The sequence below is a fragment of the Faecalibacterium prausnitzii genome, from assembly GCF_049532945.1.
Taxonomy (GTDB): Bacteria; Bacillota; Clostridia; order Oscillospirales; family Ruminococcaceae; genus Faecalibacterium; species Faecalibacterium prausnitzii_N.
Genome location: NZ_CP186691.1, coordinates 3,095,036 through 3,114,629, shown reverse-complemented (window position 1 = coordinate 3,114,629; position 19,594 = coordinate 3,095,036). Strand labels below are relative to the sequence as shown.

General features: G+C 54.4%; 18 protein-coding genes and 1 pseudogene. 18 read left to right on the top strand and 1 reads right to left on the bottom strand.

Annotated elements, in window-relative coordinates; translation table 11 throughout:
* The first annotated feature begins 9 nt into the window (after nucleotides 1-9).
* The 14 genes from ACNQFG_RS15690 to ACNQFG_RS15625 all read left to right on the top strand — a co-directional run bounded on the left by ACNQFG_RS15690 (nucleotide 10) and on the right by ACNQFG_RS15625 (nucleotide 14,170).
* Nucleotides 10-1,425, top strand: coding sequence for a 6-phospho-beta-glucosidase (locus ACNQFG_RS15690; RefSeq protein ID WP_423405546.1), 1,416 nt, complete (start codon nucleotides 10-12; stop codon nucleotides 1,423-1,425).
* 15 nt (nucleotides 1,426-1,440) lie between these two features.
* Nucleotides 1,441-1,794, top strand: coding sequence for a PTS lactose/cellobiose transporter subunit IIA (locus tag ACNQFG_RS15685; RefSeq protein WP_242852993.1), 354 nt, complete (start codon nucleotides 1,441-1,443; stop codon nucleotides 1,792-1,794).
* A 52-nt stretch (nucleotides 1,795-1,846) separates the two neighbouring features.
* Complete coding sequence (locus ACNQFG_RS15680; protein ID WP_055186851.1) at nucleotides 1,847-2,155, top strand: PTS sugar transporter subunit IIB; 309 nt, start codon at nucleotides 1,847-1,849, stop codon at nucleotides 2,153-2,155.
* A 3-nt stretch (nucleotides 2,156-2,158) separates the two neighbouring features.
* Nucleotides 2,159-3,430, top strand: a complete 1,272-nt coding sequence (locus tag ACNQFG_RS15675; protein ID WP_055186852.1) for a PTS sugar transporter subunit IIC — start codon at nucleotides 2,159-2,161, stop codon at nucleotides 3,428-3,430.
* An 80-nt stretch (nucleotides 3,431-3,510) separates the two neighbouring features.
* Nucleotides 3,511-4,356 carry an MBL fold metallo-hydrolase gene (locus ACNQFG_RS15670; protein ID WP_423405545.1) on the top strand — a complete coding sequence of 282 codons (846 nt, stop codon included), beginning with the start codon at nucleotides 3,511-3,513 and terminating at the stop codon, nucleotides 4,354-4,356.
* A 23-nt stretch (nucleotides 4,357-4,379) separates the two neighbouring features.
* Nucleotides 4,380-5,573, top strand: a complete 1,194-nt coding sequence (locus ACNQFG_RS15665) for a macrolide family glycosyltransferase (RefSeq protein ID WP_055186854.1) — start codon at nucleotides 4,380-4,382, stop codon at nucleotides 5,571-5,573.
* Between the two features lie 85 nt (nucleotides 5,574-5,658).
* Nucleotides 5,659-7,011 (top strand): glycoside hydrolase family 1 protein, encoded by a 1,353-nt coding sequence (locus ACNQFG_RS15660; RefSeq protein WP_423405544.1) that lies wholly within the window; start codon nucleotides 5,659-5,661, stop codon nucleotides 7,009-7,011.
* Nucleotides 7,012-7,765: 754 nt separating this feature from the next.
* The gene (locus tag ACNQFG_RS15655; RefSeq protein ID WP_423405543.1) at nucleotides 7,766-8,200 is read left to right on the top strand and encodes a plasmid mobilization protein; all 435 of its coding nucleotides are present in this window, start codon (nucleotides 7,766-7,768) and stop codon (nucleotides 8,198-8,200) included.
* Complete coding sequence (locus ACNQFG_RS15650) at nucleotides 8,172-9,707, top strand: relaxase/mobilization nuclease domain-containing protein (protein ID WP_423405542.1); 1,536 nt, start codon at nucleotides 8,172-8,174, stop codon at nucleotides 9,705-9,707. The genes ACNQFG_RS15655 and ACNQFG_RS15650 overlap by 29 nt, the downstream gene beginning before the upstream one ends.
* Before the next feature lie 12 nt (nucleotides 9,708-9,719).
* Nucleotides 9,720-10,685 carry a hypothetical protein gene (locus ACNQFG_RS15645; protein ID WP_097781462.1) on the top strand — a complete coding sequence of 322 codons (966 nt, stop codon included), beginning with the start codon at nucleotides 9,720-9,722 and terminating at the stop codon, nucleotides 10,683-10,685.
* A gap of 137 nt (nucleotides 10,686-10,822) precedes the next feature.
* Complete coding sequence (locus ACNQFG_RS15640; RefSeq protein ID WP_423405541.1) at nucleotides 10,823-11,197, top strand: hypothetical protein; 375 nt, start codon at nucleotides 10,823-10,825, stop codon at nucleotides 11,195-11,197.
* A gap of 385 nt (nucleotides 11,198-11,582) precedes the next feature.
* Entirely contained in the window at nucleotides 11,583-11,801 is a 219-nt protein-coding gene (locus ACNQFG_RS15635; protein ID WP_080545308.1) for a hypothetical protein, read from the top strand.
* 183 nt (nucleotides 11,802-11,984) lie between these two features.
* A complete protein-coding gene (locus ACNQFG_RS15630; RefSeq protein ID WP_005924522.1) occupies nucleotides 11,985-12,449 on the top strand; it encodes a hypothetical protein in 465 nt (154 codons plus the stop codon).
* Nucleotides 12,446-14,170, top strand: a complete 1,725-nt coding sequence (locus ACNQFG_RS15625) for a recombinase family protein (RefSeq protein ID WP_097781440.1) — start codon at nucleotides 12,446-12,448, stop codon at nucleotides 14,168-14,170. Before ACNQFG_RS15630 ends, ACNQFG_RS15625 begins: the two co-directional genes overlap by 4 nt.
* A 233-nt stretch (nucleotides 14,171-14,403) precedes the next feature.
* Here ACNQFG_RS15625 and ACNQFG_RS15620 read toward each other — a convergent pair.
* Nucleotides 14,404-14,508: pseudogene (locus ACNQFG_RS15620) on the bottom strand (recombinase family protein); the annotation flags it as partial.
* A 277-nt stretch (nucleotides 14,509-14,785) separates the two neighbouring features.
* On the opposite strand from ACNQFG_RS15620, the gene ACNQFG_RS15615 reads away from it, so the two are divergent.
* From ACNQFG_RS15615 to ACNQFG_RS15600, 4 genes are all read left to right on the top strand, one after another.
* Nucleotides 14,786-15,598, top strand: a complete 813-nt coding sequence (locus ACNQFG_RS15615; RefSeq protein WP_118658125.1) for a MurR/RpiR family transcriptional regulator — start codon at nucleotides 14,786-14,788, stop codon at nucleotides 15,596-15,598.
* A gap of 294 nt (nucleotides 15,599-15,892) precedes the next feature.
* Entirely contained in the window at nucleotides 15,893-16,660 is a 768-nt protein-coding gene (locus tag ACNQFG_RS15610; RefSeq protein WP_423405540.1) for a ChbG/HpnK family deacetylase, read from the top strand.
* A 17-nt stretch (nucleotides 16,661-16,677) separates the two neighbouring features.
* A complete protein-coding gene (locus tag ACNQFG_RS15605) occupies nucleotides 16,678-18,093 on the top strand; it encodes a PTS transporter subunit EIIC (RefSeq protein WP_423405539.1) in 1,416 nt (471 codons plus the stop codon).
* A gap of 53 nt (nucleotides 18,094-18,146) precedes the next feature.
* Nucleotides 18,147-19,526, top strand: a complete 1,380-nt coding sequence (locus tag ACNQFG_RS15600) for a glycoside hydrolase family 1 protein (protein WP_423405538.1) — start codon at nucleotides 18,147-18,149, stop codon at nucleotides 19,524-19,526.
* Nucleotides 19,527-19,594 lie beyond the last annotated feature (68 nt).

Sequence of the window (19,594 nt, the reverse complement as noted above, 5' to 3'; positions counted from 1 at the left end):
GGAATCCAAATGGCTTTGCCCGACAACTTTCTATGGGGCGGCGCAGTAGCCGCCAACCAGTGCGAGGGCGCTTACAATGAAGACGGCAAGGGCCTGAGCGTGGCGGATGTGATGACGGCGGGTGACGCCCACACCAAGCGCCGGATCACCGATGGCGTCATCCCCGGCGAATACTACCCCAACCACATGGGCATCGACTTCTACCACCGCTATAAAGAGGACGTCAAACTTTTTGCCGAGATGGGCTTCAAGTGCTTCCGCACGTCCATCGCCTGGAGCCGCCTCTTTCCCCAGGGGGACGAGTCCGAACCTAACCCAGCGGGGGTGCGGTTCTATCACGACCTGTTTGACGAGCTGCACAAATACGGCATCGAGCCGGTGGTGACCATCAGCCATTACGAAATGCCCTACGGTCTGGTGAAAAAATACGGTGCCTGGCGGGACCGGCGGCTAGTGGATTTCTTCGAGAACTATTGCCGGGTCATCTTCAACGAATACAAGGGTAAGGTCAAATACTGGATGACCTTCAATGAGATCAACGCCATCGAGTTCGGTCCTTGGAACCCGGCGGGTCTGGACATTCGCCCGGACGAAAACCGGATGCAGGTGATCTACCAAGCGGCCCATCACCAGTTTGTAGCCAGCGCCAAAGCGGTGCTGCTGGGCCACAAGATTGACACCGAGAACAAGATCGGCTGCATGACCCTCTTTGGAGTGGTCTACCCCGAGACCTGCCACCCCCTGGACGCCAAGGCCGCCGACGATATGATGGCCACCATGCTGGCCTTCGCCGACGTGCAGTCCCGCGGGGAATATCCCCAGCGCCTGCTGAAAAAGCTGGAGCGCGCCGGGATCACCATCCAGAAAGAGCCAGGGGATGACGACCTGCTGCGCAGGGGGACGGTGGATTACATCGGGTTCAGCTATTATATGTCGATGGTCCAGGCCGGCCGCCCCACCGAGGCGGGCAGGGCCAAGGGCAATGTGGTGGCCGGGGTGGTCAACCCCTACCTGCCCTCCAGTGAGTGGGGCTGGCAGGTGGATCCCATGGGCCTGCGGCTGACCATGCGGCTGCTCTACGAGCGCTACCAGAAGCCCCTCTTTATTGTGGAAAACGGCTTGGGCGCTACGGACACGGTGGAAGCGGACGGAAGCATCCACGACAGCTACCGCATTGACTACCTGCGCCAGCACATCCAGGCCTTCAAGGCCGCGGTGGAGGAGGACGGCATCCCCCTGATGGGCTACACCCCCTGGGGCTGCATCGACCTGATCAGCGCCGGCACCGGCGAGATGAAAAAGCGGTACGGCTTCATCTATGTAGACCGGGACAATGACGGCAGCGGCACTTTGGAGCGCCGGCGCAAGGATTCGTTTTACTGGTACAAAAAGGTCATCGCCTCGAACGGCGAGGACCTGGATTAAAAGGAGGAACCACCTATGGCTGAAATGACCGAACAGGAAGAAATGCAGGTGTTTGAGCTGATCACCGCCGCCGGCGGTGCCAAGAGCACCTTTATGGAGGCCCTCTACAAAGCAAAAGAGGGCAAGTACGACGAAGCTGAAAAGCTGTTCAAGGAGGCGGACGGGTATTTCATCCAGGGGCACCATGCCCACGCCGCCATGATCGAGGCCGAGGGCCAGGGCGTTGAGACCACCGTCCGGCTGGTGCTGGCCCACGCCGAGGATCAGCTGATGAGCGCCGAGCTCACCAAAACAATGGTGGAGGAGATGATCGCACTCTACAAGCGGATCGACGCGCTGGAAGAGGCGCTGGAGCAAAAAAAGCAGTAAAGAGGAAAATCGCCAGCCATTCCGGTCTGGTAAAAATAAGGAGGAATTTTGTATGAAAAAGATTGTTTTGATGTGCAGCAATGGGATGTCCACCAGCTTGATGGTGGCTAAGATGCGGGAGGCCGCCGCCAAGGCAGGCTATGAATGCACCATCAACGCCTATTCTCTGGCAGCCGCCAAGGAAGTGGGCACCGATGCTGACTGCATCCTGATTGGGCCCCAAGTTAAGCACAAGCTGCCCCAGGTGCAGAAGGATTGTCCCGACGTGCCAGTAGCCGCCATTGAGATGAAGGACTATGGAATGATGAACGGTGCCGCCGTTCTAAAAGCTGCCCGCAAATTGATGGGCGAGGAGGTGTAAGCCATGGCAGAGAAAAAGAGCATGACCGACCGGATGGCGGCATTCAGCGACGTCGTCAACGGGAATATCTACCTGCAAAGCATTTCACAGGGCATCATGACGTTTCTGCCGGTAATCATCATCGGTTCCTTCGCCAGTCTGTTTTCAGGCCTGCCGGTGGATTTTTGGCAGAACTTTATCCAATCTACCGGTATCAGCACCCTGCTGACTGCGTTGGTGGGAGCTACCACCAATATGCTGGGCCTCTACTTTACCTATGGCGTCGCCAGCGTCTTTGCCGACAAAAAGGAAGTCCACAGCAAGATCGCACCCATCCTTGCTCTGATTGTCTATGTGACGCTGCTGCCCACCGCTGTCGACGCCAACGGCACAGCGGTTCTTTCCTTCACTTACATGGGCACCCAGGGCATGATTCTGGGCATCCTCGTCGCTCTGCTGACCATCTCGGTCTATAAGGCAATTGTGGACGCCAAAATCGTTATCAAAATGCCAGCGGGCACGCCGGAATACGTTTCCAATACTTTTGTCTCTCTGATTCCCGGTCTGGTCATCGCATTGATGGCTCTGGTGCTGCGTGGTCTGTTTGCGCTGACCCCTTGGGGAAACGCCTTCGACTGCCTGTACAACATTCTGCAAATGCCCCTCAACGCCATCGTGGGCGAGAACCTCTTTACTTTGACTATCATCAACCTGTTGACCCAGGTGCTGTGGTTCTTCGGCATCCACCCTGGTTTCCTGTCTAGTATGACCGCCCCCATTATGTTTGGGCTGGATGGGGCTAACCAAGCTGCCTATGCTGCCGGGCAGGCTGTACCCAACATCATCGGTATGGCCTTTTCCTACAGCACCACCATTGCAACCGTTTATCCCGCTTTTGCCTTAGCCCTGCTACTGTTTGCCAAATCTAGCCAGCTTAAGACGGTGGGCAAGATTTCAGTAGCTCCTGCTTTCTTCGGCATCTCTGAGCCATTGATCTTCGGCGCTCCTGTTGTGCTCAACCCAACCATTGTGGTTCCCTGGGTGATTACCCCTGCGCTGAATTTCATCCTGGGCTATGCAGCCTGTGCCATTGGCATTGTGCCACGCTATGCCGGCGTGACGGTATTCAACTTCCCCATGATTGCTACCGGCATCCTCAACGGCAGCGCAGCCATCGCAGCGATGGAAGTAGTCCTGTGCGTAATTGACCTACTGATTTTCATGCCCTTTGTTAAGATGCAGGACAAGAAGAATCTGGAAGCCGAAAAGCTCGCCATCGAATCTGAGCAGAACTGAACGTTCCCTCTTTTCCCCGCAGCTATACGGGCGACGCCATGCGCTGCCTGTATGGCTGCCTTTTAATAAGGAGATACACTATGTATTATCGTTCCCAGCCAGTTTCCGTCCATGTTCTTTGGATCGAAAGTCCCAGCAAAGAAAACCTCTACCTCGTCATTGGCCGACAGCGGGCCATCCTGATTGATGCGGGCTTGGGAGTAGGACATCTGCGGGCTTTTGTAGAAAATCTGACCAGCCTGCCCCTCACTGTCCTGCTGACCCATGGGCATATCGACCACGCCCCCGGCGCAACGGAGTTTGGCAAGGTCTATCTCAATAGCGCCGACCAGGCACTTTATCGCAGCCAGTGCAGTCTGGCTGACCGCCAGGGCTACCTGAAGGGCAATCTGAGGGATCGCTATGAGGAACTGACCGCTGGCAGCTTTGTGGAGGCTGACCCAAACAAGGACTTTGCCGAGCTGACCGACGGCATGATTTTTGATTTGGGCGAGGTGCATGTGCAGGCGGTGGCTTTCCCCGGGCACACCGCGGGCAGCACTGCTTTCCTTGTGGAGGAGGACAGGCTCCTGATTACGGGAGACTGCTACAACAATTTTACTTTCCTCTTTGGACCGGAGGCCGCCCCAGTGGAGGCGTACAGGGAAACGGTCGTCCAAGTGCGGGACCGCCTGACAGGCCGGTACGATCGGATCTTTGTCTCCCATCATGGGCCCGAGCTGCCCGTTACCCTCCTAGATGAGATGATTGAGCTGTGTGATCAGGTATTGGCAGGCGATACCGATGACGTGCCCTTCTCTTTTATGGGAATGAAAGCAACTATCGCTAAAAAGATGGATACTACTTTCCGCCGCTCCGATGGCAAGGCCGCCAACCTGGTGTACAGCAAATCCAAAATCCACAAAGCCCTTGCCTGTACATTGTGATCAAAAAAGGAGAGCTTGTTTTTATGCACATCGCGTTTGTATCTTTGGGCGCTTTTGGCCACATCAACCCCACCCTGGCCCTGGTCACCGAACTGGTGAAGCGGGGAGTGCGGGTGACCTACTTCACCACCGAGGCCTTCCGCCGCATCATTGAGCCCACCGGGGCAAAGTTCGTCCCCGTCCCCTCCTGGATGGCCGAGAACGACAAGCACAATGAAGGCGGCGAGAAGAAAGAGGATGACGGCGGGGTGGCCGCCGCGGTGCCCTTCCTCTTTTTGAACGAGGCTGGGGCCTACATCGACACGGTGCTGGACACCCTGAAAAACGACAAGCCCGACGCCATCGTCCATGACTTTGCGGGCATCGCAGGGACTATCGCCGCCGACAGTCTCAAGGTGCCCAACGTCATGCTCTACACCAGCTATCCCTCCAACGCCAGCTACTCGGTGGCCGCCGGCTTCGAGAACGTCCCGGCAGACCATCCCTTGCGCCAGGCCGCGGCCCAGCTGGCTCAAAGTTACGCCGAAAAATACGGCTGCCGCCTGATGACCGTCAAGGAGATCTTCGACGGTCACGGGGACTTCAACCTGGTCATGATGCAGAAAAAACTGGTACCAAACTACGAGACCTTCGATGACAGTTTTGTGTTCACCGGGGTGCAGATCGGCAAGCGGACCGCCTTCGGCAGCTGGAAGGCCCCCGACAACGGCAAGCCGCTGCTGTATTCGTCCCTGGGCACCGCCTTCAACAACTGGCCCGAGTATTATCCCATTCTGTTCGACGCGGTACGAGACTTGGATATCAACGTCTTTGCGGCCCTGGGCTCCATCGACCCGGCCAGCCTGAAAGACATCCCCGCCAACGTGGAGGTGGGCCAGATGGTGCCCCAGCTGGACATCCTCTCCCAGGCGTCGGTGTTCATCACCCACGCCGGCATGGGCGGCACCGGCGAGGCCATCTACTACGGCGTGCCCATGATCGCCATCCCCCAGATGGAGGAACAGGCTATCACTGCCCGGCAGATCGAAAAGCTGGGACTGGGCTGCGCCTTCCTGGATAAAAACGCCATCACCAGCGAGAGCCTGAAGGCAGCCATTCTCAAGCTGCTGACCGAGCCCTCCTACAAGGCCACCGCCCGCGCCTGCAGCGAGGATATGCGCAGCCTGGGCGGGGCCAAGGCCTCGGCTGAGGCACTGATGGCTTTCCTACGCAAGTAAGACATTTCCTGCCCTCTGCCGGGTGCCCCGCTCTGCACCGCACAGGGCGGGGCATACAGGAGGGGAACTCAAGAAAGAGGTTTATATGTCCAAATTCCCTGAAAACTTTTTGTGGAGCGCCTCCACTGCAGCCACCCAGATCGAGGGCGGCTGGAATGCCGACGGCAAGGGCGAGTCCATCTGGGACACTCTGGTCCACGACGGCACCGGCCGCATTGCCCACAGCGAGAACGCCGATACCTCCATTGATTTTTACCACCGCTGGCGGGAGGATGTGGCCCTGATGAAACAGATGGGCCTGAAAGCCTACCGCTTTTCCATCAGCTGGCCCCGCGTCCTGCCCGAGGGCGCGGGCAAGGTCAACGAAGCCGGCGTCAAATTTTACCAGGACCTCTGCGATGAGCTGCTGCAAAACGGCATCCAGCCCCTGGTGACCCTCTACCACTGGGATCTACCCACCGCCCTTTACCGCAAGGGCGGATGGAAGAACCCTGAAATCGTGGAGTGGTTCGCGGCCTATGTGGAGGTGATTTCCAAGGCCCTCAGCGGCCAGGTGAACTACTGGATCACCTTCAATGAGCCCCAGATGTTCTGCGGGCTGGGTCTGATGGCGGGCGTCCACGCACCCTTTGAGCACAACGGCGATGCCGCCATGATGGCGGTGACCAAGAACATCCTGCTGGCCCATGGCCGGGCGGTGCAGGTCCTGCGGAAAAACTGCCCTGGCGCCAAGGTCGGGATGGCCCCCACCGGTGACTGCTGTCTGCCCAAAGATGACAGCCCTGAGGAAGTGGAAAAGGCCCGGCAGAAGTCCCTCAGCGACTACCCCGGCTACATCATGTCCAACACCTGGTGGGCCGACCCTGTGTTTTTAGGCCGGTATCCTGCATGGGCCAAAGAAAAATTTGGTGATATACTGTACCCCATGAGCGATGCGGAGTGGGCCCTGGTGAGCCAGCCCCTGGACTTCTACGCCTACAACTGCTACCAGGGCACGGTGGACTTGGTGCCCGACCCGTCAAAATACGACACCTACGCCTACCAGGGCAGCCCCCAGACCGCTGCCGCCTGGAACATCACCCCCAAGGTGCTCTACTACGCCAGCAAGTTCTGGTTCGAGCGGTACCACCTGCCCATCCTCATCACCGAAAGCGGCTATTCAGGGCTGGACTTCGTCATGCTGGATGGCAAGGTCCACGATCCCCAGCGCATCGACTTTCTGCACCGGTATCTTTTGGAGATGGCCCATGCCATTGATGATGGCATCCCAGTGATCGGCTACTCGGTGTGGAGCTTGTTCGACAACTTCGAGTGGGCGGCAGGCTACAGCTGTCGCTACGGCCTGATTTATGTGGACTACCCCACCTTGAAGCGCACCGTCAAGGATTCCGGCTGGTGGTACCGGGACGTCATCGCGTCCAATGGGGAAAATTTATGAAGCATAGGCCCGTTAAAACACATCATATTTTTGTGCTCTGTTTATAAAACCGCCATTGACTTTTTGATGCTTCATCTAATTTCTTCCGCTTTTACTTGACAGCATCCTACTCTTATGCTACCATTTATTACAAGTCAAACCACTTTATCGAAATAAAGCGTCATAGCTTTCTCTGCCGCTCCGCAACCACACCGAACCATTTTGCCGCCGCTTATCCCCGACAAAATCCTTTGGTCCCTTGCGGGGCGGTTTTCTTTATATTCCGAGAGAATTTGCAGCCGGACCACCGGCCTGCAATTCTTCATACCCGCACTTTGAAAACTGCACAAGCCGTCTGGATCTGGATACCGCTCCACGACCCCGCACAAAATGCGGGCGAGCCGGACAACGCCGCTGCAACACAGGGGCAGGAACGCAGATTCGGTGCAAGCGGCGACCCCGCAATAGGAGACACTTCTATTGGCACCTGCACTCCCAGCTTTGGAAACCGGGATCCAGTTTGAAATCTGTATTTTTGTTTTGGACGAAAAAGCGATAAGCAAGAACCGTCCCGTGGCCACAAATTTTCAATTCTTGAAAATGTTGTGCTCCACCGGGACTTCACTTCTTCAATGCGTCTGCATTTCCGAAGTGATCTTGTTGGGGCGTGCCTGCCCCAAACCCTGCTCATCATTCGTGCCTTACGGCACGAATGGAACGGCGTGTCGTGCTTACATAACTTCACCGAGGAGTTATCGAACAGACAGGAGGTACAATGACCAAAACGAATGTTCAATCGACCCCTAGCAATTCCCAGCACCACGACACGCCGAACAGCAAAACGCACGTCATCAAGTTCCGTGTGGCAGCGGAGGAAAAAGCGTCACTGGAACTCACTTGCAAACTCCTGAATCTCTCCCTCTCCACCTTCATCCGCCGCGCCATCCACAACGTCAAGATCGAGAAAACGGTCATCGTTGCAGGCGGCGGAGAAGAAACCCTGACCGCTGTTTCCACCTTGCTTGCCCAGTGCAGCAAGGTGGGCAGCAACCTCAACCAGCTTGCAAGGCACTTCAATTCCGGCGGTGCAGACACCGAGCAGATCCGGGCGAAACTCCTTGACGAACTTGCAGACCTGACCGCATTTCGGCTGCACGCCGAGAAAGTTCTGGGTGAACTGTATGGCAACGCTCAAGCATATCGCCTCTAAAAACTCGGACTACACCGCCATCGAAGCGTACCTCGTTTACCAGCACGATGCGTTCACCGGAAAGCAACTTCTGGATGAACAAGGCAGACCGAAGCTGCGGGAATCCTACCTACTCGACACCCTTGAGTGCGGTGATTTCTCGTTTGCAACGGCCTGTCTGCTGGCAAACCGCAAGTATGGCAAGAACACCCAGCATGGTGATATTAAGAGCCATCAATATATCATCAGCTTTGACCCACGAGATGCAGCCGACAACGGCTTGACCATGGAAAAGGCACAGGCACTTGGCCTGAAATTCTGCGAAGAAAACTTCCCCGGTCATCCCGCCATCGTCTGCACTCACCCCGATGGGCACAACCATTCGGGAAACATCCATGTCCACATCGTGATCGGCAGCGTCCGAACACGAGAAGTGGAGCGTAAGCCCTATATGCAGAAGCCCCGCGATTGGCGTGAGGGTATGAAGCACTCCAGCACTGCCCAGACCATGCGGCACTTGCGTGTCGAGGTCATGGAGCTGTGCGAAGGTGCCGGACTGTACCAGATCGACCTGCTCAACGGCTCGAAGGAGCGCGTAAGCGAAGCGGAGTATTGGGCGCGCAGGCGCGGCCAGTTGAAACTTGACCGTGAAAACGCAGGCCTCGCCGCAACCGGACAGCCGCCCAAGCAGAAGAAGTTTGAAACCGTGAAAGACACTTTGCGGAAACAGATTTCTTCGGTGCTGTACCGTGCTACCAGCTTTGAGGATTTTTCCGACAGGCTCATGCAGCAGTATAGCATCACCGTCAAGGAAAGCCGTGGGTGTCTGAGCTATCTGCCCGCTGGCAGAACGAAGTTTATCCGAGCGAAACATCTCGGTGACAAGTTCGATAAGGCGGCAGTGCTTGCCACGTTGCAGGCAAACGCCGAACGCAAACCCAAGGTACAGTCCAAACCGACCAACCTTGCAAAGCTGATCGATATTCAGGCAAAGCTGACCGAAGGCAAGAGCATTGGCTACGAATGTTGGGCGAAGAAGCACAACCTCAAAGCCATGGCGCAGACCTTGATTCTTTTGCAGGAGAAAGGTCTGCTCAACGAGGATGATCTGAACCAGCGCATCGCCGAACTGGAAACCAAGTATCACGACTCGCTGGCGGTGGTGAAAGACCTCGAAGGCCGCATGAAAACCAACAAAGAGCTGCGCTATCATGTCACAGCCTATGCCAGTGCCAAGAGCGTCGCACAGCAGTTAAAGACCGCCAAGCGACCCGCAGCCTTTGAGGAGCGGCATCGTGCAGAGCTGACAGCGTACCGGGCGGCAGCAGCCTATTTCAAGGCAAGCAACATCACCAAGCTGCCCAGCCCGAAGAAACTGGAAGCCGAGTATGCGCAGCTGGCATCCGAAAAGGCACAGTTCTACGAGCAGTACAAGGAAGCCAAGAACGAACTGCTCAAGCTGAAAACCGCAAAGCAGAATGTTGCGTCCTTTTTCCGGGAGGAAGAACCGGCGCAGCAGGAGAGATAAAGGAGTGTGCGTATGATCAATCTGAAAATCGACCCGGAGTTCCAGTCTCAGATTCCTCCTCTGACCGATGATGAATTTAAGCAGCTTGAAGAAAACATCCTCAAGGAAGGCAAGCTGCTCTCTCCTTTGATCGTTTGGAACAACACCCTTGTTGACGGCCACAACCGTTATGCCATTCTCCAGAAGCATCCTGAGATTTATTTTTCCACTACGCCGCTCCAATTTGAGAACCGCGAAGAAACCATTGCGTGGATTTGCCGGAATCAGTTGGGACGGCGAAACCTGAGCCCCGAACAGAAACGCTATCTGCTTGGGAAACAGTATGAAGCTGAAAAGAAAGCTGCAAAAATCTTTCGGGGTAATCAGTACACTTTAGCAAAGAAAAGTGGTGGTGATCACGGTGATAACCACCACTCTGGAAAGAAAACCTGTGACCGGATCGCAGAGGAAAACGGTGTCAGCCGCGCCTCCGTTCTCCGCGCCAGCCACTATACACGAGGCATCGACATCGCAGACAACCTCTCTCCCGGCATCAAGCAGAAAGTCTTTTCCGGCGAAGTGAAGTTTACCAACGAAGAAATGTCCAAACTCGTGCAGGTAAGTGCCGAGCATCGTTCAGATGTCCTTGCTCAAATCCTGCATCCAGAGGCATTGGAAGTGTTGGAATCTGCCAGTGCAGAATTTGAACCTGAAAAAGCAGAACCCGTTCCCATGCCCACACCACAAACAGAAGAATTCCGGTGCTATCATGTACCGGACGAGTTTATGAAGGTTTACAAATCCTTGAGCCGTGCGACCGAAATGATGAAAAACTCATGGAAGAAAACGCTCAAAAACAATCCCAGCTATTTCACTGACCCGGAAAAGCAAAAGGTTCTCCGCTTCGCAATGCAGAGACCTGCTAACTACCTGACTGAAATCGAAACCTATCTGGAAAAGGCTCTTGCAGAAGCCCTTGAAGAAGAAAAGACCGCATAACAGCAGACACCTGTAAGCCATCAACGAGCCCCCAGCCGCAAGTGCAGGGCGGAAAGCATCCGCGCCCTTGCGCCTGATAAAAATTGGAACTTTGATTTTCTCGCCCGACTTTGCTGCGGTGGGACGATCAAAGGAGCGTGCGTTTGAACAAAAAGAAAAAGTCCACAAACACTTCCCCCTATCCCGATGAAGTCATCGACCGTCTGGCACGGGCATTCTACCCGGCCATCCTTGCCTGCTGGAACAGCGAGGTAGGACAAAGAGAATTTGCCGCGTGGCAGGCGGAACAGGCTCATCACGCAAACAAAGAAAAACAGGAAGTTCCCGCTTGCTGGGTATCCGTAAAACAGTTTTCGAAAAATGACACGGCAACTGCCTGTCAGGATTGGTTACGGAGTACCCGGCTAGGCCGAGGAAGCATCAAGTCCCATGTCCGCACCGTTAAGGTGTTGGGTATGGGGCTTTTTGCATTTCAGGAACGTATACACCTCTGGAAAGGTGTAACACACTAGACTTTGTACCAAAGTCGTGTGCCAAGGGTGCTGCGCCCCTTTGGAATCCCTGCTTACATCGCCTGTGGGCGATGTAGATTCGCCGCACAGAAAGCTCTCACAAAAGGCACACCCGGCTGTCTGCGGCGAGGAGAAGGCACTTCTGCGGAAGTGTAATAACCCACTATGACACTTTCATCCCTGTGGTCTGCAAAGTGTAGTGGGCTCTCCGAGGGGGAACGGCTGTATAGAGTGCGTTTCGGGCAAATCGCCGCATACGTGTATACGGAAGATGGGTACGCACGTACGCAGTAAATCGGCCAAGTTCTCCCATGTAGAGGGTGTAATTTCGATAAAGAACGTGGTATAATTGACTCAACAAATCGATTTGTGGAGGCGATTATTTATGAAAAAAGAAACCAAGAAATCTATCTTATTCTATGCAGCTTCTGCTCTGTTATATATGGCTTCACTTATTAGCTTCATAAGTGGAAATGATAATTCTATGGCTGTTGTATGGTTGTGTCTTGGTTCATCATTTCTTTGCCTTGGCTCGACGCATCTTTGTTTAGGTTTGTCTCGTAAGAAAAAGGGAAACGACAAAACCGATGCAAGCAATAAATAAATTCCTAGTATATCGCACTCACTCCTAAGCAGGGTTTGGGGCAGGCACGCCCCAACAAGAAGCTGTCCCAAAGTGGCAAGAATTTTCAAGAATTGAAAATTTGTGGCCACGGGACGATTCTTGCTCTCACGAAAACCCATACTTTTTGAAAATCCGCTTTTCGCAGCCAAAGGAGGATGCACCATGAAAAAAGAGATCGAAGCCTTCGTCAACGCAGCCAACGAGCAGGAGTTGGAAGCCGCATGGAATAACCTCTCGGCAGAGGAACAGCGAGTTTTCGAGCAGCTCATGGAGGAAGACTCACCCGAAGATGCACTGGCATTTTTTGCCCAGCTGTATGACGATGCCCCGAAGGAGCAAGCCAGCGAAACCGTAAGCATCTCCGAAAACGAAATCTATTTCAAGCGGCAGCCCTTGACCGAAGAGCAGAAGAAGCACGGCTCCTATGTAGATGAGAACGGCAATCTCCATGTCAAGAACCTGTCTGCATTCTGGATTCCTGAACTGACCACCACGGAGAAAGTCGGTCACACCACCTACACCGTGACCGGCAGCTATGAGGGCAAGGAATCCTTTTTGAAGAAACTGGAGCGCATTGTTGCCAAGAACGCCCAGCAAAAATTTGAAGATGAGGGTGCAGACGAATGACAACTGCGTCCAATTCTGCTATACTTGATCCGGTAACCAATCCTGTACTGACAGTTGCTCCACAGAATAAGGAGGACACAACAATGTCTGGAGCAACGAATAAAATCACCGCACTTTACTGCCGACTGTCGCAAGAGGACGCACGGCTCGGCGAAAGCCTGTCCATTGAGAACCAGAAGGTCATCCTTCTGGAATACGCCAAAAAGAACCACTTCCCGAACCCGGTGTTCTTTGTGGATGATGGCTACTCCGGCACGAACTATGACCGTCCCGGCTTTCAGAGTATGCTGGTCGAGATCGAAGCAGGGCGTGTAGGAATCGTTATCACGAAGGATTTGTCCCGACTGGGGCGCAATTCTGCCTTGACTGGTCTGTACACCAACTTCACCTTTCCCCAGTATGGCGTTCGCTACATCGCCATTAACGACAACTACGACACCATTGACCCGAACAGCGTAAACAACGATTTTGCGGGCATTAAGAACTGGTTCAACGAGTTTTACGCCCGCGATACCAGCCGCAAGATTCGGGCCGTTCAGAAGGCCAAGGGAGAGCGTGGAGTACCGCTGACGGTTAATGTTCCGTACGGCTATGTAAAAGACCCGGAGAACCCGAAGCATTGGCTTGTTGACCCGGAAGCGGCTGCGATTGTGAAGCGCATCTTCTCCATGTGCATGGAGGGACGTGGGCCGACCCAAATTGCGAACCAACTGTGGGCAGATAAAGTTCTGACTCCTACCGCCTACAAGTTGAGCCATGGCCGGAGCACAAACGCACCTGCCCCGGAAGACCCTTATCGCTGGGATAAAAGAGCAGTAAGTTTGATTCTGGAACGCCGGGAGTACACTGGCTGCACAGTCAACTTCAAGACCTATACTAACTCTATCTGGGATAAAAAGAGACATCTGAATCCTGTGGAAAATCAGGCTATCTTCCCGGATACACATGAGCGCATTATTGACGATGATGTGTTTGAAAAGGTTCAGGAGATTCGCAGCCAGCGTCACCGTATGACCCGAACAGGCAAGAGCAGCATTTTCTCCGGTATGGTCTACTGCGCTGACTGCGGTTCCAAGATGCAATATGGTTCGTCCAATAACAGGGACTTCAGTCAAGACTTCTTTGATTGCTCTCTGCACAAGAAGAACGGGAGCAAGTGCAAGGGACATTTCATCCGGGTAAAGGTTCTGGAAGGACGTGTGCTGAGTCATGTTCAGCGGGTGACGGACTACATTCTCCGTCATGAAAACTACTTCCGCAAGGTCATGGAGGAGCAGCTTCGTGTGGAAAGCAGCGAAAAGCTGACCGTCCTGAAGAAGCAGCTTGCCCGGAATGAGAAGCGGATTGTAGACCTCAAACGGCTGTTCATGAAAATCTACGAGGACAACGCCAATGGAAAGCTGAGCGATGACCGCTTCGACATGATGAGCCAGAGCTACGATGCCGAACAGAAGCAGCTGGAAGAGGAATCCCTCTCTATCCAACAGGAAATCGAAGTACAGGAACAGCAAATCGAGAATATTGAAAAATTCGTCCAGAAAGCGCACAAGTACGTTCATATTGAAGAACTCACTCCCTATGCTCTCCGTGAACTGGTGTCGGCTATCTATGTAGATGCCCCGGATAAGTCCAGCGGAAAGCGGGTGCAGCACATCCATATCAAGTACGACGGGCTGGGGTACATCCCTCTGGATGAACTGGAAGCAAAAGAAAAGGCGTGACCGAAGTCACGCCAAATCTTCCCCATTTAGGGAACTTTTGCAAATACTGTTTTATGGGAACTCTGCTCTGGGGAACTCCCTGTTGTACATATCGCTATCGTCTGTGGTCTTTTGCAGGGTGCGTCCGCAGGGCGCATCCTGTTTTTTATTTTGTCCTTAATCTTCTAACCCACGGCTCCCAGCCGTATTTTTCAAATATTCTTCCGGCTCGCCGTTTAGAATCAAATCTGCATAATGCCATTCTTTTCGGCATACGCCGTGCATTCCCGGATCTGGTCTTCGACGGATTCTTCGCGCTGATTGTCGCTGGAATAGCGGGCGTAGATTACAGCGGTCATAGGAGGGCCTCCCTTCGCTCTGGATGGGGATGGATGTAACCGTATTGCATTTCGTATAATATATACCATATTTTGTGTCCTATTGCAAAGCTTTTGAGTGCCGTCTGGTGGTGTTCTTTTTGAACACTACCTGTTCTTGTACACCAAAGGCAGATGTTCGGCTGCCCGCCGTTATTTTTGGTATGACTTTCTTTCAAAACAATACGCTTCTTTGACATTTCGCTGTCAAATATGATACAATAAAAACACTTTGAGAAGGCGAGGGGAGGCAGCAGCGATGAGCGAAGCAAGAGCGATGGGTTCTCTGGCAGACAGGCTGCTCAGTTTTGTGAGCACCACACCCGAACGGGACGCAAACTATGATATCGCAGTGACTCTGCTCAAGCATTACCCCCAGCTCAAAGGGATGACTCTCGGCCAGATCGCGAACCTGTGCTATACCTCCAAGGCGTCCATCTCACGGTTTTGCCGCTTTCTGGGGATGGACAGTTTCAAAGCGTTCCAGGCCTGGCTGGAGCAGGACTTCACCATGAGGACCGACTATTCCCGACAGTTCTACACCATGCTGCACAACAATCAGGAAATGGCCATCGGTTTCTATCGAGACGCGCTGATCAGCAACATCTATGCTACCATCACGCCTGAAAACGCCGAAGTCATCCCCGACATTGTGCGGGTGTTGCACGGCTGCGGCAAGGCGGCCTATTTCTCCCACCACTTTTTGTGGGACATCGGCCACTACTTCCAAAGTAAAATGATGATTATGGGCCGCTATGTCGAGCTGTTCATGGATTATGCCGCTCAGCTGGAGTGCGCCCGCAGCCTGACCGAAAACGACTTTGCCATCATTTGCAGCGTGGGCGGTAGCTATCCGACTCGTTACCCGGATATCTGTAACGCAATCATTTCCAGCGGCTGCAAGGTTCTGGTCATCACCCAGAACCTTGCCAGCCCCTATTTGAACACCGCCGATTTCATCCTGCAATGCGGCACCACCAACCGCAACGACGTGGGCAAATATGCAGCCCTCATGGCCAACGACCTGATCGTCATGGGCTATATGCAGGCATACGATAAAGCGTTCCAGTAAAGCATAGCAAAAAATACAGCAAGGCCGCGAGGGTTAACCGCCCTGCGGCCTTTTTGTTTTGTCAAAGCGCACAAAAAACGATAAAAAAGTTTTTCGCTTTTCAGAAATTGAAACATGCGCTACCAATCTGAAATGGCGCACTTGTATTTGCAACCAAATCAAGTTCCAATCATGTTATAATTTTAGTGCAAAGAGGAAATCAGACTGGCCAGTCGTGAAAACCTTGGTATTGAAACAAATGAAGCAAGAACCAAAAGCAAAAACTGTAACTTTTTCTTTGTAGAGGACAAAACCATGAAACGATTACTCATCCGTGCTGATGACCTTGGCTACTCTGAAGGCATCAACTGCGGCATTGCGGCGGCGGTAGCAGCCGGACTGGTGCGCTCAGTGGGGGTGATGACCAATATGCCCGCAGCTGTCCACGGACTGGGGCTGCTGTATGGCCGCCAGCTTTGTCTAGGGCAGCACACCAACATTTGTGTGGGCCGGCCGTTGACTGACCCCGCTCGCATCCCCAGCCTCTGTACGCCGGAAGGAGAGTTCAAACCCAGCCGCGCCTACCGAGAGGCCGCCAAAGAAGGCCGTGACTTTGTGGTGCTGGACGAGGCGATCGAGGAGATCGAAGCCCAGTATCGCCAGTTCAAAGCCTTGACCGGCCGCGAACCGAGCTATTTTGAGGGACACGCAGTGGCCAGCGCCAATTTCTTTCAGGGATTGGAAATCGTTGCCCAGCGGCACGGCCTGCCCTACTTTGCGATGGGCCGTCCCGGCGAGGCAGTAACCTTCCGCCACACCAAAGTGTACGCCTATATGCCAAGAGATTTTAAGGCATACGAGACCGCCCCCTTTACGGGCGTGCAGGACGCGGTGGCAAATGCTCACGAGGGCGGGTGTGACTTGATGGTCTTCCATCCGGGCTATATCGATGCCTATCTGCTGGACCATTCCAGCATGACGACCACCCGGTTACGAGAAACTGCTATGCTCTGCCGGCCTGAGGTACGCGCCTGGCTGGCGGGGCAGGATGTTCAGCTCGTCACTTACGACGATTTGACTTAAAAATAGGAGGAATCAGTATGGCAGACAATAAAAAGATCGCCGAGCAGGTTCTGGCGGCAGTAGGTGGAGCGGCCAATCTCAAGGATGCCACCCATTGCATGACACGCCTGCGCCTGTATCTGAAAGACGACAACCTTCCCAAAGACGATGAGGTGAAAAAGATTTCCGGTGTGCTGGGTGTTGTGCGCGGCGGCCAGCAGTACCAGATCGTGATCGGCACCAATGTTCCGAAAGTGTATGAGGAACTGTGCAAGCTGGCAGGCATCAGCGCCAGCGCCGCCGTCAAGGATGATGCTGCTGCCGCCCAGGATGCCGCCATCACCAAGCGGAAGCTGACCCCCAAGCAGGTGGGTAAGAATATCATGGGCTATCTGGCAGGCTGTATGACCCCCATGATCCCGGTGCTGCTGGCCGGAGGCTTGTTCCGTGCTGTCAACTCTATCTTTGGCCCCGACTTGTTGGGACTGTACACCCTGGAAAGCAACTTATATATCCTGTTTGATTTCTTGTACGATGCGGCGTTTTACTTTATGCCTATTCTGGTGGGTTACAATGCCGCCAAACAGCTGGGTGTCAACGGTATGCTGGGTTCTTTCATCGGCAGTGTTCTAATGGTGCCCGATTTCGCGGCTTTTGCCACCAACGGTCAAACGTTCACGGTCTTTGGCATTCCTGCTACCGTGACCAATTACGCCCAGACTGTTCTGCCTGTTATGCTGTCGGTGCCCCTGTTCTGCCTGATTTATAAACTTGTCAAAAAGTTCATGCCCGACCTGCTGACGAGCGTTTTTACCCCGTTCTTCAGCCTGATTATTTCCATGCCCTTTATCCTCTGCCTGCTGGCACCTCTGGGTACCATTGTGGGTAATGCCATCAGCGGCGGTCTTGCCTGGTTTGGCATGACCACCGGCTGGTTCGGCGTGGCTGTCATCGCCGCTCTGTGGGAGTTCCTGGTTATGAGCGGTATGCACCTGGCTCTGATGATGCCCATGATGGCCGATTTCTTCGAGACCGGCATCATCAGCGGCCCCATGAATGCGGGCAACTTTGCGACTTGGGCATGCTTCGGTGTGGCTCTGGGCGCAGCGCTCCGCCTGAAAAACAAGGATGACCGCAGCACCTCCTTTGCAGCCTTCGCTTCTGGCATTCTGGGCGGCGTCACCGAGCCCACTCTGTATGGCATCTGCTTCCGCTTTACCCGTTGCTTTGTAACGATGGCCGTTGGCGGCTTTGTGGGCGGCGCCATCGCCGGCATATTCGACCTCAAGGGATATGCAATGACCTCCGCCAACTTCCTGTCTCTGCTGGGCTATGTGGGTGGTACCAATGCCAACATTGTGGTTGGCGTGGTAGCCTCCTTTGCTTCTCTGATCGTGGCAGCTGTTCTGACTTATCTGTTTGGCTTTTCCCAAAAAGATTTGGAGAGCGTTTGACTGCGTGATACCATAAAATCAAAAAGGCTGGTGTTATCGACTTGACAAAACAAATGATTTTCCCCACCAATTTCCTCTGGGGCGCGTCTACCAGCGCCTTTCAGGTAGAGGGCGGTTACAACGAAGGCGGCAAGGGCGTTGCCACCACCGACCTGGGGGCACGCCGCCCCGGCATCGCCGACAACAAAGTGGCCGCAGACCATTACCACCACTGGAAAGAGGACGTGGACCTGATGGCCGAGCTGGGCCTGAAGGTCTACCGGATGGGCTTTGCCTGGAGCCGCATCATGCCGGATGCCACCTGCACCCCCAACCCCGAGGGGCTGGCCTTTTACGACAGGCTCATCGACTATCTGTTGGAAAAAGGAATCGAACCGTTCGTTACTCTCTATCACTTCGAGTGTCCGCAGGCGCTGGTGGACGCCTTCGGCGGCTGGCTCGACCGCAAGATGATCGACGCCTATCTGAAATACGCCGAGGTCTGCTTTACCCACTTCAAGGGCCGCGTCAAGCGGTGGGTCACAGTGAACGAACAGCTCATCGCCACCGCCGCCGGCATCATGAACGGCAACTTTGAGCAGGACAAGCAGAAGAACCTGCAGAACATCTACCAGATGAGCTATCATGTCTCGCTGGCCGAGCACCGGGCTATTTCGCTGCTGCGGCAGATCGACCCGGAAGCCCAAATCGGCCCGGTGTGTGCTATCCAGGTGGTCTATCCCCAGTCCAGCCGCAGCGAGGATGTTCTGGCCGCCGAGAACGCCGAAGAACTGATGGAGTTCTACCTGCTCGATCTGAGTGTCCGGGGCGAATATCCACCCTATGTGGCCAGCTACTTAAAGAGTCATGGACTTTACCCCCAGACGCTGCCCGGAGATGCAGCCGTGCTGAAAGCCTCGACTCCCGACTTCATCGGCATCAACTACTATTTCAGCATTTGCGCCAAAGTCAAGGAGGGTCCCGTCAACTACGACCAGCCGCCCTTCTGGGTGTCGGACGCCTTCGACATCTGTGATAATCCCCACCTGCGCAAAACCGAGTGGATGGATAAGGGCATTGACCCGATGGGCCTGCATATTGGGATGCGCAAGGTCTATAATCGCTACCGTCTGCCCATGATCGTCACCGAAAACGGCATGGCCTATAGCGAAACACTGGGCCCGGACGGCCAGATCCATGATCCCTACCGCATCGAATACCTCAAAGAGCACATCGAACAGCTGGCCATCATGATTGACGAGGGACTGCCGGTGTTCGGCTATTGCCCCTGGAGCTTTGTAGACGTGGTGTCCAGCCACCAGGGCTTTGCCAAACGGTACGGCTTAGTCTACGTGGACCGCACCGAGACCGATCCCAAGCAGTGCGCCCGGGTGAAAAAGGACAGTTTCTACTGGTATCAAAAAGTGATCACCAACAACGGCCTGACAGAATAAGCCATCACCTATTTTCCCCGCAGCCGTGCGGGCAACGTCCTGCGCTGCCTGCATGGCTGTTTTGTTGT